This window comes from Acinetobacter sp. Gutcm_16, assembly GCF_028649355.1.
Lineage (GTDB): Bacteria > Pseudomonadota > Gammaproteobacteria > Pseudomonadales > Moraxellaceae > Acinetobacter > Acinetobacter johnsonii.
Window position 1 is genome coordinate 1 of sequence record NZ_JAQSUV010000020.1, and the last position, 14,090, is coordinate 14,090.

Annotated in this window: 10 protein-coding genes and 2 pseudogenes; 9 read left to right on the plus strand and 3 right to left on the minus strand. The window is 39.1% G+C overall.

Annotated features, from left to right (window positions below; all coding sequences use genetic code 11):
* Positions 1 to 71 precede the first annotated feature (71 nt).
* Positions 72 to 1,147, plus strand: a protein-coding gene (locus tag PTT44_RS04090) for an IS3 family transposase (RefSeq protein ID WP_168159001.1) whose coding sequence is annotated in 2 segments (ribosomal slippage) — positions 72 to 324 and positions 324 to 1,147 — 1,077 coding nt in all. Because the reading frame shifts where the segments join, the coding sequence is not laid out codon by codon here.
* Positions 1,148 to 1,401: 254 nt separating this feature from the next.
* Positions 1,402 to 1,865, plus strand: a pseudogene (locus tag PTT44_RS04095) (Dps family protein).
* A gap of 55 nt (positions 1,866 to 1,920) precedes the next feature.
* Here the strand turns inward: PTT44_RS04095 and PTT44_RS04100 are convergent.
* Positions 1,921 to 3,219, minus strand: a complete 1,299-nt coding sequence (locus PTT44_RS04100) for a dicarboxylate/amino acid:cation symporter (RefSeq protein ID WP_086209421.1) — start codon at positions 3,217 to 3,219, stop codon at positions 1,921 to 1,923.
* 730 nt (positions 3,220 to 3,949) lie between these two features.
* Between PTT44_RS04100 and PTT44_RS04105 the strand changes: the two are divergent.
* A pseudogene (locus PTT44_RS04105) lies at positions 3,950 to 4,281 on the plus strand (NAD-dependent malic enzyme); the annotation flags it as partial.
* 258 nt (positions 4,282 to 4,539) lie between these two features.
* Here PTT44_RS04105 and PTT44_RS04110 read toward each other — a convergent pair.
* Together PTT44_RS04110 and lipA are read right to left on the minus strand one after the other, a co-directional pair.
* Positions 4,540 to 5,631, minus strand: coding sequence for a transcriptional regulator (locus PTT44_RS04110; RefSeq protein ID WP_168159000.1), 1,092 nt, complete (start codon positions 5,629 to 5,631; stop codon positions 4,540 to 4,542).
* A gap of 233 nt (positions 5,632 to 5,864) precedes the next feature.
* Positions 5,865 to 6,839 (minus strand): lipoyl synthase, encoded by a 975-nt coding sequence (gene lipA, locus PTT44_RS04115; RefSeq protein ID WP_168158999.1) that lies wholly within the window; start codon positions 6,837 to 6,839, stop codon positions 5,865 to 5,867.
* A gap of 342 nt (positions 6,840 to 7,181) precedes the next feature.
* On the opposite strand from lipA, the gene PTT44_RS04120 reads away from it, so the two are divergent.
* Genes PTT44_RS04120 through PTT44_RS04145 form a run of 6 tightly spaced genes read left to right on the plus strand, consistent with a single transcriptional unit; the run spans position 7,182 to position 14,005 of the window.
* A complete protein-coding gene (locus tag PTT44_RS04120; RefSeq protein WP_168158998.1) occupies positions 7,182 to 8,144 on the plus strand; it encodes a thiamine pyrophosphate-dependent dehydrogenase E1 component subunit alpha in 963 nt (320 codons plus the stop codon).
* A gap of 15 nt (positions 8,145 to 8,159) precedes the next feature.
* The gene (locus tag PTT44_RS04125; RefSeq protein WP_168158997.1) at positions 8,160 to 9,179 is read left to right on the plus strand and encodes an alpha-ketoacid dehydrogenase subunit beta; all 1,020 of its coding nucleotides are present in this window, start codon (positions 8,160 to 8,162) and stop codon (positions 9,177 to 9,179) included.
* A gap of 1 nt (position 9,180) precedes the next feature.
* Positions 9,181 to 10,716: a 2-oxo acid dehydrogenase subunit E2 gene (locus PTT44_RS04130; protein ID WP_168158996.1), complete on the plus strand. Its 1,536-nt coding sequence runs from the start codon at positions 9,181 to 9,183 to the stop codon at positions 10,714 to 10,716.
* 11 nt (positions 10,717 to 10,727) lie between these two features.
* A complete protein-coding gene (gene lpdA, locus PTT44_RS04135; protein ID WP_168158995.1) occupies positions 10,728 to 12,128 on the plus strand; it encodes a dihydrolipoyl dehydrogenase in 1,401 nt (466 codons plus the stop codon).
* An 11-nt stretch (positions 12,129 to 12,139) separates the two neighbouring features.
* Positions 12,140 to 12,925: an acetoin reductase gene (locus PTT44_RS04140; RefSeq protein WP_168158994.1), complete on the plus strand. Its 786-nt coding sequence runs from the start codon at positions 12,140 to 12,142 to the stop codon at positions 12,923 to 12,925.
* Between the two features lie 21 nt (positions 12,926 to 12,946).
* On the plus strand, positions 12,947 to 14,005 hold the full coding sequence (locus PTT44_RS04145) for a 2,3-butanediol dehydrogenase (RefSeq protein WP_273795541.1): 1,059 nt from the start codon (positions 12,947 to 12,949) through the stop codon (positions 14,003 to 14,005).
* Positions 14,006 to 14,090: the final 85 nt, after the last annotated feature.

Consider the following 14,090-nt stretch of genomic DNA (forward strand, 5'->3'; position numbering starts at 1 on the left):
GGTAATCCCCCCTAAAAATAATAGGATTTAAAAGTAGAATTTTCTCTTAAGATACAAGCAGGAGATTCTGCATGAAAACATCTAAATTTACTGACAGCCAGATCATGTCCATCTTGAAGCAAGCGGAGTCTGGTACACCTGTTGCGGCCCTTTGTCGTGAACATGGTATGAGTAATGCAACCTTCTATAAATGGCGTGCTAAATATGGCGGCATGGATACATCTTTGATGGCACGGCTGAAAGAGTTGGAAACAGAAAATACCAGACTAAAAAAAATGTATGCTGAAGAACGATTAAAAGCAGAAATTATTCAGGAAGCGATGTCAAAAAAGTGGTAAAGCCATCTTGTCGACGTCAGATGGCTCAACAGGCAGTGGCCCAACATGCTGTTAGTATCCGTTTAGCTTGCACTGCATTTGGCATAAGTGAAACCTGCTACCGTTATCAGGCTAGACTCAGTGATGACAATGTGCTCATTGCAGAACAGCTCATTGAACTCACTGAGGAAAATACCGATTGGGGCTTTGGTCTATGCTTCTCGTATTTACGGTATGTTGAGAGTCACTGCTGGAATCACAAGCGGGTTTATCGCATTTACTGTGAGTTGGCACTGAATCTGCGTATTAAACCGAGAAGAAGACTAAAACGACATGTGCCTGAACCACTGAAAGAGCCAATACGTGCAAACCAGGTTTGGTCACTGGATTTTATGCATGATCAACTTTCCGATGGTCGCAAGTTTCGATTATTGAATGTGATTGATGATTACCGCCGCGAAGGCCTAGCCATTGAAGCAGGGTTCTTATTGCCCACAATTAGGGTCATTCGTACGTTGAATCAATTGCTGGAGTGGAGAGAAAAACCGTTAGTGATCCGATGTGATAATGGCCCCGAGTTTATCAGTCACGAATTTGTGCGCTGGGCTATTGAGCACGGTATTCGTATTGAATATATTCAACCGGGTAAGCCACAGCAGAATGCGTATATTGAACGATATAATCGGACTATACGTTATAGTTGGCTGAGCAAGCATTTGTTTGATACGTTAGAAGAAGTTCAGGATTACGCAACTGATTGGCTGTGGCATTACAATCATGAAAGACCACACCAAGCTAACAAAGGAAGGCCACCTCTAATGGCTGCTTAACCTCTACTTTTAACTTCGGTTATTTATGGGAGGATTACCGATGTTAAATATACAATTTTTATATGCATAATAACTAAGATCGAAATTAACAGTCATTAGGAATGATATAGACTATTTTTAAAATGGTAACTTTTTACTCGCAATTGCTTTCTGAGTAGGTTGATATAGAGTCTTAATAGTTAAGCTCTACATTCAGTTTGTTCTCATTTTTTAAATTTTTAATATTATGTACTTATTACAAAAGGAAGAGATTCATGGCTAGTCCTAAAAAAGAAGTAAAAGCAATAAAGATTGTTTCTGGTCTGTCAAAATTACTTGCAGATAGTTATACCTTATATTTAATGACGCATAATTTTCACTGGAATGTTACAGGGCCTCAGTTTAATAGTTTACACAACATGTTTATGGATCAGTATACTGAACAATGGAATGCTTTAGATACTATAGCAGAACGTATTAGAGCATTAGGTTTCCCTGCCCCTGGTACGTACAAACAGTTGCTAAATTGACCGCAATTAAGGAAGTAGAGGGTGTTCCAAAAGCACAAGAAATGGTTGGTTTATTAGTTAATGCTCACGAAACTGTTGCAAAAACAGCAAGAGGAATTTTTCCAATTGTCGATGAGGTAAACGATCAGCCATCAGCAGATTTAGTTACACAAAGACTTGAAGTACATGAAAAAACAGCATGGATGTTAAGAAGTATTTTAGAGGATTAATAAATATAGAAACCCTTGAATATATATTTATTCAAGGGTTTGAATAAACTAGAGATTAAGATGATTTTGGTTTATTTAAAACTTCATCTAGTACATCTTTCTCCAAAGCATTATCCCAACGAGCAACAACGATTGTTGCGCAAGCATTTCCTACTAGATTGGTTAATGCACGGCATTCTGACATAAAGCGATCAATACCTAAAATTAATGCCATTCCTGCAACAGGTACTGCTGGTACAACAGACAATGTAGCCGCTAGGGTAATAAATCCTGCACCAGTTACTCCAGCTGCCCCTTTAGAGCTAACCATTGCTACCAGTAAAAGAGCTATTTGTTCACCAATTGATAAGTCTACATTACATGCTTGAGCAATAAATAACGCTGCCATGGTCATATAAATATTAGTACCATCAAGATTAAATGAATATCCTGTCGGGATTACTAGACCCACTACAGACTTTTCACAACCAGCTTTTTCCATTTTTTGCATTAAAGTGGGTAGGGCCGCTTCTGATGAACTTGTACCTAATACAAGCCATAATTCATCTTTAATATATCGAATGAGAGCTAAAATTGAAAATCCATTGTAGCGAGCTACTGCACCTAAAATAATAAGTATAAACAACAACGATGTTATATAGAAAGTCATTATCAGTAATAGCAAATTACCTATAGCTTCAATACCATATGCGCCAATTGTAAATGCCATTGCACCAAAAGCACCAATTGGAGCTAACTTCATTAACATCCCGACTAAATAAAATACAGGGGCTGTCAAATTATTTAGAATATCAACAATTGGGCGGCCACGGTCACCAATTGCAGCTAAAGCAATACCGAATAAAACTGCGACAAATAAGACTTGTAGAATGCTTCCTTCAGCTAAAGGGCTTATTAGTGTCTTAGGAATAATATTCATGAAAAAGTCGACTAAAGTCGCATCATGTGCTTTTTCTACATAATCAGCTACTTTATCATTTGCTAATGTAGTTGGATCAATATTCAAACCTTTACCGGGTTGAATGATATTTGCCACTACCATGCCTACAATAAGAGCTAATGATGAGAAGGTAAAAAAGTACAACATCGCTTTACCAGTCACACGACCAACACGACTCATATTAGTCATGCCAGCAATACCCGTAACAACTGTTAGAAAAATTACCGGAGCAATAATCATTTTAACAATTTTAATAAATGCATCGCCTAATGGTTTTAGGCTTTCACCAAACTCAGGGTAAAAATGACCTAATAATATACCTAAGATAATTGCAAATATTACCTGGACATATAATATTTGATGAAACTTCTGTTTCTTTTTTATAACTTCTGGTTCAAGGGTACTGAATTCCATTATCTATATACCTTTTTAGATCAAATTTTAAATTACGCAACCATGCAACATTTGAAGCATGAAACCACTCTGTTTGAGAAGAGCAGGCAGTTTATAGAAAAAAAGAACCATCAGGTCATAAGATTTCGAAATGTTAATATGAAATCCATATATTAAAGACATGCTTAACAATTAATTATTAATGCACCAAAGTGGCGCAGGTTAATAAACATCTATTGCACTATAATGAATCAAAAAGAAGTTGATATAGCGCCAACACGGTGCATTTCTATATTTAAAAATTCTTTAATATTTTTATCTTATTGATTTTTATACTATTTATAATTATTCCAATGAAAATCAAATACTACAAAATTTAAATTTATTTTATTTTTTGTTTATTTTTACTTAAATTTAATAAAAATTTTATTACATATAATCACCATTTAATAATTTTATTATATTAACAAATAGAAATGGTATTAATTAGAAAGTAAGTTGGAATTTAGAACTGTAGTGAGCGCCATCTTGAAACTCATTTTCACTAAGAAAAATATCTTCATTTTTATTTTATTTTATTTTATTTTCAAACTAAATCAATTTTACAATTACATCACGATTATAAATACCAAAAGACGTAAAATTAAGCTAAGCTAAAAAACAAATTAGACCCATAGATTCTACTCATAAGATGACCTAAATCTATATATAACGAGATAGGTAATAACAAAAGAGTTTTTAAAGACAAAACATCCATTATTCGTGCAATACCTTACTTGAGTTGCCGCTGTTAAATAAAGGACACGCGTTACGGAAGAAGAGCGCGCTCGCTTCAACTTACATGGTTTAATTCCATACGTTGAAGAAAGTATTGAAGAATAAAGTCAGTATTTCTAACAATACTGTGCTTTTAATGATGCGATCAATAAACACATTTACTTGCGTAACATTCAAGACATCAACGAAACCTTGTTCTATCACCTCATTGAAACCTCTTTAAGAAAGGGGATGCCTATCGTTTATACCTGCAAAGGTGGGTGAGGCTAGTCAGCATTCTCAGATATTTATCGTCACCATCACGGCACAGGCGTGCGCTTATGGTAAGTCACACTTACATAACTTAGACCTAGAAGATTTGGTGGCTTTAACTATTAAAGCTGTAGTAATGGCATGGGTACACCTTGCAGCGACAAACTAGGTGTCAAAGCTAGGTAAGTGAATTACTAGACTTCACTGTAGTTAATTCTCAATTTTAAATTTTATTAAAGGAAGTATGAAAGTCATACTTCCTTTTCAATCTGCTACACAATAAAACTTTAGAGTTGAGGCAATAGATCAAATCTAAATCAGATTTGAAAAATAATTACGATGGATACTGTCCTGTGGTAATAACTCTAATAAACGCTGTACCGCATCAATCCGGTCATGTGTTTGCCCAATAATTCGTAATAGTTGATCAATATCCTTTATTTGATAAATCAACTCGCTTAATCGAGCATCAAAACAATGTCTCCATGTGCTGAGTAAAGGGCTTTCTGATTTAGAGAGAAAACTACCTTTATATAGTGAGAATGTACTGGCAATAAGATTTGCATTCAAGGAATGTTCAGCACGTAAAAAGTCACATTGTACTTCACAGGTAAGTTTATAAATACGTGCCTCAATGCAATGCGGAAGCAGGCTACGAAGCTGTGAAAGCTCGGCTTTGAGTGTTTTTATACTCACATTACGTTCACCATAAAGGGCATAGTGCAATTCATCTAAACCTATACCATAGGGATGCAAGGCTAAAATGCAGAGTATTTCAATTTGACGGTGACTCAAGTTCAATGTATGTCCATTAAATTGAACCCAAGGTGAACCTAGTGCTTTAATATATAAAAAATTTTGCTGTTCAAATTTGATAGCCCGCTGTATTAAGTCTGCACAGCGTTCAACGGCAAGTAGCCCTAAAGGGGTATGTTTTTTATATTTTGTGGAAAGATTAATAATTCCATGAAATTGACCTGATGCTGGATCCCAGATCGGTGCGGCATAACAAACCCAATCTCGAACACTGTCCATTTGGTTTTCATGAGAATAGACACAACTTGACATTTGACTGTTTAAAGTCATACCAATGGCATTGGTCCCAACAGCCTGTGTAGACCAATGCCCACCCTCAATAAAATGAACCTGTTCGGCAGAAGAAAGCATTGCGGAACTGCTCCATGTCCATAAAAGCGTACCCTGATGGTCTGTCAAACCAATAGCCATGTCAGAATCATTGGCTATTTTGAGTAAGTCAGCATAATTGTGTTGGATAGAGCGACGAAATAAAGAGGTTTGATCTTCTTGTGGCAAAGCCAAAACAGGGGCTGCATGCACAGTAGTTTGATTAATTAAATGAGTCGTTTGCAACTGTTTTGCCGATGCGGTATTGAACAGATTCATATCATATTCCTTTATGATGAGACTGTAATATTTTTAAACTTTAGAAATGAGCTTCTAAATTTATAGTCATTTACGTCATTTCTTCTTGCTTCAATTTTAAATGGTTTTATCTTTGCTTGGTTAAATCATATCTTTTGGCTTTACCAATATTTGAGCTACTTTAAAAGTGTTCTTATGAGCTGAAAATGACTATTTCCATCTAAAGTGTTAATAAACGTAAATAGGATGAAAATTCATTCACGTATATACGGGGCAGGTACAGACTCGCCATAATACTGACGGTCAGCAAAATAACTTGATCTCACTAATGGCGCACTCCAAATGTTTTTAAATGCCAAGCGCTCTCCATGAGTTTGATAATGCTTAAACTCTTGTAGTGTAACAAAGCGATGAATTGGCGCGTGAGACTTGGATGGCTGTAAATATTGACCAATTGTGACATAGTCAACTTGATAATCTTTCAAATCATTTAACAACACTATAACCTCAGCTTCAACCTCTCCTAAACCGACCATCAAACCACATTTAGTTGGGATGTCGGGACAGTAGTGTTTAAATTTTTTGAGTAAATCCAACGAGTGCTGATAGTTAGAGCCTGGTCGCATGGCTTTATACAAACGTGGCACAGTTTCAATATTATGATTAAAAACATCGGGTGGGTTTTGGCTCAGAATCTTGAGTGCAAGATCTGCACGACCACGAAAATCAGGAACCAAAATCTCAATCAAAGTCTCTGGACTGGTTTCACGAATTTCTCGAATACAATCAGCAAAATGCTGTGCCCCTCCATCTTTCAAATCATCCCGATCAACAGAAGTAATCACAACATATTTTAATTTTAGATTTTTCACTGTTTCAGCCAGATGCTTGGGCTCATTAAGATCCAATACATTTGGTCGACCGTGAGCAACATCACAAAAAGGACAACGTCGGGTACAAATATCTCCCATGATCATAAACGTTGCAGTTCCACCGCTAAAGCATTGAGGCAAATTAGGGCAAGCCGCTTCTTCACAAACGGTATGTAGTTTTTGTTGTCGTAGTAAATCCTTGATGATTTGAACATCTTCAGGTTGACTAATTTTGGTCCGAATCCATTCTGGTTTTTTCGGTGCTGTTTCCGTTGGAACAACTTTAATTGGAATACGTGCCATTTTTTCAGCGCCACGTAGCTTTTTTCCAGTTAATACTGTGTTATTTAAATCCATTTCAAACACTCCGTCTTTTAAAACAATTAATATAGACCTAGATATTAAATAAGCTGCTTTAAATGCATTAATAATATTAAAACAGGGCAAAAAACTTATCATATAAAACAAAGGTTGGTTAAAGGTTTGTTTTTATATGTGATTGAACTATTGTTAAATTTTACAAAAAAAATTAACTCCATAACTTTTTGTTTTCCATATTTATCTTATGTTTTTATAAATAATATTTTTTTAGTCTAATATGAAATTTAATAAAAATATCCTTATATAAATATACGGTTTAAAAACCCAATCAATCATTTTTGGATTTTCTTTTAAGCGTAGTTAATAAGGAACAAAGATATGCAATTAACGGAAGAGCAATTGCTAGCAGCATACAAAAGAATGCGCGACATTCGTGAATTTGAGGATCGACTTCACGATGAAAATAATACAGGTGATATTCCCGGTTTCATCCATTTATATAGCGGTGAGGAAGCAGTTGCCGTAGGGATCTGTGAAAATTTAACAGATAAGGACTTCATTACATCAACACATCGTGGGCATGGGCATTGTATTGCTAAGGGCTGCGACATTCATACCATGATGTTAGAAATTTTTGGCAAAGATGATGGTTTGTGTCGTGGTAAAGGCGGCTCAATGCACATTGCGGACTTAGATAAAGGCATGCTCGGTGCAAACGGTATTGTGGGTGGTGGTCCACCTTTGGCTATTGGGGCAGCTTTAAGTGCTAAAACACTGAAAAATGGTGGGATTGGTCTATCTTTTACCGGTGATGGCGGGTCAAATCAGGGCTTAACTTTTGAAGCCATTAATATGGCTGTCGTGTTAAAGCTCCCTGTCATTTTTGTTTTTGAAAACAACGGTTTTGGTGAAGGCACTGCACACGACTATGCCGTAGGCAGTAAAGACATTGCAGGCCGAGCAGCAGGTTTTGGCTTACCCGCTAAAAAAGTAGATGGAACAGACTTTTTTGCTGTGTATGAAGTTGCACAAAAAGCCATTGAACGTGCCCGCTGTGGTGAAGGTCCGAGTGTGATTGAAACGGTAACCAACCGTTTTTATGGACATTTTGAAGGTGATCCGGGGCTTATTCGTTCCAAAGAAGAACTGGATTATGTCAAAGAACATAAAGACCCATTGAAAATATTCCGTGAAAAAGTCAAGGATAAAATTGACGAAGCCAAACTGGATGCGATTGATGCCCAGTCTAAAGCCAATGTAGACGATGCCGTTGCAAAAGCACGCGCAGCTCAGTACCCAGAAGTCTCTCAGTTACTTACTGATGTTTACGTCTCTTACTAAAGGAATAGTAAAAAAATGCCAAATAAAAGTTATCGAAACGCGATTAAAGAAGCAATTGAATTAGAAATGCGCCGAGATCCGAGTGTCATTGTGGTCGGTGAAGATGTTCGTGGTGGGCATGGTGGCAAAAATACCGATGACAATAAACTGGAAGGTTTTGGCGGTGTACTTGGTGTAACCAAAGGCTTATGGACTGAATTTGGTTCTGAGCGAGTCATTGACACCCCGATTACAGAATCGGCGATTATTGGTATGGCGGCAGGTGCTGCTGCAACGGGTTTAAGACCTGTGGCAGATTTAATGTTCATGGATTTTTATGGCGTGTGTTATGACATGTTGTATAACCAAGCGGCTAAATTCCGCTACATGTTTGGTGGGAAAGCCAAAGCGCCACTCGTTGTACGTGGCATGATTGGTGCAGGTTTTTCTGCAGCAGCGCAGCATTCTCAATCACCATATAACGTGTTTGCCTCAGTGCCAGGTTTAAAAGTGGTGGTGCCTTCGAGCGCCTATGATGTGAAAGGCTTGTTGATTCAAGCCATTCGAGATGACGATCCAGTAGTCTTTTGTGAGCACAAGTTGTTGTACGACATTAAGGGCGAAGTGCCAGATGAGGCCTACACTATTCCTTTTGGTGTCGCAAATTACACCCGTGAGGGCACAGATATCACTATTATTGCCTTAAGCTTGATGGTGCATCGTGCTAATGAAGTTGCTGACAAGCTCGCAAAAGAAGGCATTTCGGTTGAAGTGGTTGACCCTAGAACCATTTCTCCATTGGATGAAGACGGTATTTTAGAGTCAGTGGCTTCAACAGGCCGCGTGGTGATTGTAGATGAATCTGCAGCGCGTTGTGGTTTCGGACATGATGTGGCTGCACTCATTGCACAGAAAGGCTTTCATTTTCTTAAAGCACCAATCGAGTTAGTCACTCCACCACACTCACCCGTACCATTTTCACCCGTATTAGAAAAAGAATGGTTACCTAGTGTAGAACGCATCGAACAGGCTGTACGTAAGACGTTGGAGGCTTAGGATGAGCGAAATTAAAACCTTAGAAATCCCAAAATGGGGTTTGTCCATGGAAGAGGGCACGATTGCCCAATGGCTGATTCAGGAAGGTACGCAATTTAGTAAAGGACAGGATATTTGTGAAATTGAAACCACAAAAATCGTCAATGTTCTGGAAGCACCTTTCGATGGCTTGCTACGAAAAATTATTGCTAAAGATGGTGACACGCTGGTCGTAGGTGGAGTTATTGCAATTTGTGCAGACGCTCAAGTTTCAGATGCAGAAGTTGAAGCGTTTGCAGATTCCTTAGGTGGAACACCTGCTATAACTGAAAATAATGCGGTAGCAGCGGTTCCTGAAAAAGTAGCTTTAGCTCAAGTTGAAACCAAAGTACAAGCTGCTCCTAAACAGAACAGTGTTGGTCATGGATCAAAAGCTATGGCTCAAGGTGGATATTCAATTCCTGCTGCGTTACAAGGCTACCAACAAAGCGATGATATTTTTGCAACGCCACATGCCTTGAAATTGGCTGAAAAGCATAATGTAAGCTTGTCTCAGATTACTGGTTCTGGACGTGAAGGTCGTATTAGTGTTCAAGATGTTCAGGCTGCAGTTCAAGCTGCTGGTGGTTCTTGGCCAGATGTGCGTCATCAAGCCAGTACGAAAGCCGCGAAATCTAAAGCAGATGATAGTTATGTTCTAGCAACACCTGTTGCCCGCCGTTTGGCCAAACAATGGGGTATTAATTTGCATGATTGTCGTGCATCGGGTTCACGTGGACGAGTCTGTAAGGAAGATGTTGAAGCAGTCTATCAACGTGAAAACCCTGTACAAGCCCAACATACTGAGCATGCGGATCCAACAGATTCAGTAAAATTTACCACCGTGGTTATGAATGGTATGCGTAAAGCAATCGCTTCACGGCTACAAGCGGCGAAACGTAATGCACCACATTTTCGCTTAACGATAGACTTAAATGTTGAGTCGGTTCAGGCTTTGCGTCAGCAAATTAACAGTACCGTACCACAAGTAAAGCTGTCCATTAACGATATGCTGATTAAAGCTGCTGCTGCCGCACTAATCAAAGTTCCACAGGTCAATGTTCAGTTTGATGAAGAAAATCAGCAAATTTTACAGTTTGAACAGGCGGATATTTCGGTTGCTGTGGCAATCGAAAACGGACTGATCACGCCAATTATCAAAGCAGCGAACCGTAAATCTTTGGTACAAATTTCCAATGATATGCGTGATCTGGCGACACGTGCCAAAACTGGAAAATTAGCACCTGATGAGTTTCAAGGTGGTAGTTTCAGTATTTCCAATTTGGGAATGCTTGGTATTCAACAGTTTGATGCCATTATTAATCCACCTCAAGGTGCAATTCTGGCCTTAGGTGCAGCTGAGAAACGTGCTGTCGTCGAAAATGATGAGATTGTTGTTCGTCAAATGGTGACAGCAACATTGTCTTGTGATCATCGTGTGATAGATGGTGCGTTGGGTGCTCAATTCCTATCGGCGTTTAAGCAGTTTGTCGAAAATCCTGCATTAATTTTGGTGTAGGAGGAACAGCCATGTCGGATACACAATTTGATCTTGTGGTTATTGGTGCTGGTCCTGGAGGGTATGTCGCTGCGATTCGCGCAGCGCAACTGGGATTAAAAACGGCAATCGTTGAGAAACAACACTTAGGCGGAGTGTGTCTTAATTGGGGGTGCATTCCAACCAAGGCATTATTGAGCGGGGCTGCGCTTGCGCAGCAGCTCAAACATGCAGAGCAGTTTGGCTTTACTCTTAACGCGGTTGATTTTGACATTCAAAAACTGGTCCGTCATAGCAGACAGGTTTCTGAGCAACTGGTGCAAGGTATCGGGCAATTATTGAAAAAGAATCAAATCACTGTTTTTAATGCAGCAGCCCAGTTTGTTGCCAAAGAGCGATTAGAGCTTACAGATGCGAAGGGTCAAAAACAGCAGATTTTTGCACCGCATATTATTGTCGCAACAGGTGCACGTGCGGCCAATTTGCCTCATATTCCTGTAGATGGCCATCAGGTCTGGAGTTATAAAGAGGCTTTAGTTCCAGAACAATTACCAAAATCTTTACTGGTCATCGGTTCGGGTGCGATAGGCAGTGAGTTTGCAAGCCTATACCAAGACTTAGGCTGCCAAGTCACCTTGGTTGATATCGCAAAGCAGATTCTCCCTAGCGAAGACATTGAAGTTGCGAAGTATGTACAAAAGCAATTTGAACAGCAGGGTATGCGGGTTTTAACCGAAGCAACGGTAAAAAAAATAGAAACTGATCAGGCTCAAGTACATTGCCATATTGAAACTGCCACAGGTGTGCAAATCATTAGTGTTGAAAAGGTGCTTTCAGCTATTGGCGTGAAACCGAATGCTGAAAATCTTGGCCTAGAAGCTTTGGGTATTGAATTTGAGAATGGTTTTATTAAAGTCGACTCATGGTGTAAAACCAATGTAGTGGGCGTTTATGCAATTGGCGATGTCGCAGGTGCACCATGTTTGGCGCATAAAGCCAGTCATGAAGCTATTCTCTGTGTGGAGAAAATTGCAGGACTAAGTCATGTACATGCTTTAGATCGTACACAAATTCCAGGCTGTATATTTACTCATCCCCAAGTGGCCAGTATTGGTTTAACAGAGCAGAAAGCGAAAGCTGCGGGCTTGAATATCAATGTTGGTAAGTTTCCTTTACACGCCAATGGTAAGGCATTGGCTTTGGGCGATAGCGCAGGATTTGTTAAAACCATTTTTAGTCAGGAAACGGGTGAATTATTGGGTGCTCACATGGTCGGACATGAAGTTACCGAACACATTCAAGGTTTTGCCATCGCAAAATACCTAGAAGCTACGGATGAAAGCTTAGCACAGGTCATTTTCCCTCATCCTACTTTGTCTGAGGCGATGCATGAGTCGGTATTGTCGGCGATGCAACGTGCAATCCATATTTAAGGAGTCTCAACATGCCTAGAGGTTTAAACAATAAAGTTGCACTAATTACGGGTGCGGCACAAGGCATTGGACGCGGTATTGCCTTACGTTTAGCACAAGAAGGTGTTCATATTGCCTTGGTCGATCTTCATCAAGAAAAGTTAAATGCAGTTCAAAAAGAGGTGGAAGCCTTTGGCGTAAAAGCCACCACATTTATTGCGGATATTTCAGATCCAATACAAGTAAGTCATGCAATCGATCATGCCGAATCGACACTGAATAGTTTTGATATCATGGTCAATAATGCAGGTATTGCACAAGTCAAAGCTTTGTCAGAAGTAACGCCGAGTGAATTTAACCAAATTATGAACATCAATGTCGGTGGCGTACTTTGGGGGATTCAAGCCGCAGCAAATAAATTTAAACAACGCCAACAGGCTGGAAAAATTATTAATGCATGCTCAATCGCAGGTCATGAAGGTTTTGCTTTGCTCGGTGTTTATTCGGCAACTAAATTTGCAGTTCGTGCATTGACGCAAGCTGCGGCTAAAGAATATGCCAGTGCTAAAATTACTGTAAATAGTTATTGTCCGGGTGTTGTGGGTACAGACATGTGGGTCGAAATAGATCAGCGGTTCTCTGAAATTACAGGTGCACCAATTGGTCAAACGTATAAAAAATATGTAGATAGTATTGCTTTAGGACGTGCTGAAACACCAGATGACGTGGCTGCATTAGTTACATTTTTAGCCAGTGAGGATGCAAACTACATTACAGGTCAGTCTATTTTGACAGATGGTGGAATAGTTTACCGTTAACATCAATATAAGGAATACAAAATGAAAGCAGCTCGTTTTTATGACCGAGGGGATATTCGAATTGAAGATATCCCTGAACCGAAAGTACTTCCAGGCACAGTTGGAATTCAAGTTGCGTGGTGTGGTATTTGCGGTACAGATTTACATGAATTCATGGAAGGTCCTATTTTTATTCCACCTTGTGGTCACCCACACCCAATTTCGGGAGAATCTGCACCTGTAACAATGGGACATGAATTTTCAGGCGTGGTTTATGCAGTTGGAGAGGGTGTAGATGATATCCAAATTGGGCAACATGTCGTAGTTGAACCCTACATTATTGCTGACGATGTGCCGACTGGCCCGAATGATAAGTATCATTTATCAAAAAATATGAACTTTATTGGTTTAGGTGGACGTGGTGGCGGTCTTTCTGAAAAAATTGCAGTTCAACGACGTTGGGTACATCCTATTTCAAATGATATTCCCTTAGACCAAGCAGCGTTGATAGAACCTTTATCTGTCGGTCATCATGCTTATGTCAGAAGTGGTGCAAAAGCTGGCGATATAGCATTGGTTGGTGGAGCAGGCCCTATAGGCTTACTTTTATCAGCCATTTTAAAGGCCAAAGGTCTCACAGTCATCATTACTGAGCTGAGTGCAAAACGTAAAGAAAAAGCGATTGAGGCTGGCGTTGCAGATTATGTATTAGATCCCTCCCAAGTTGATGTGGTTGATGAAGTAATGAAAATTACTGAAGGCCGCGGTGTAGATGTCGCTTTTGAATGTAGTAGTGTCAATAAAGTCATGGATACATTGGTGGCTGCAATGAAACCAACTGGTGTGGTTGTTATCGTTTCTATTTGGAACCATCCTGCCACAATTAATGTACATAGTGTGGTGATGAAAGAGCTAGATATTCGTGGCACGATTGCTTATGTAAATGACCATCAGGAAACCATCCGTTTAATCGAGCAAGGTAAGATTAATTTAGAACCTTTTATTACTCAACGTATTGCATTAGATGATCTTGTTTCCAAAGGCTTTGAAACGCTGATTCATAATAATGAGTCTGCAGTAAAAATTATTGTTCATCCATAGTAAAGCCTAATTTGAACGACTAATTTGAATAAGCTAGAAATAAACTCTATGTCTATGTAGCTATTTCTAATATCTTTATCGATAG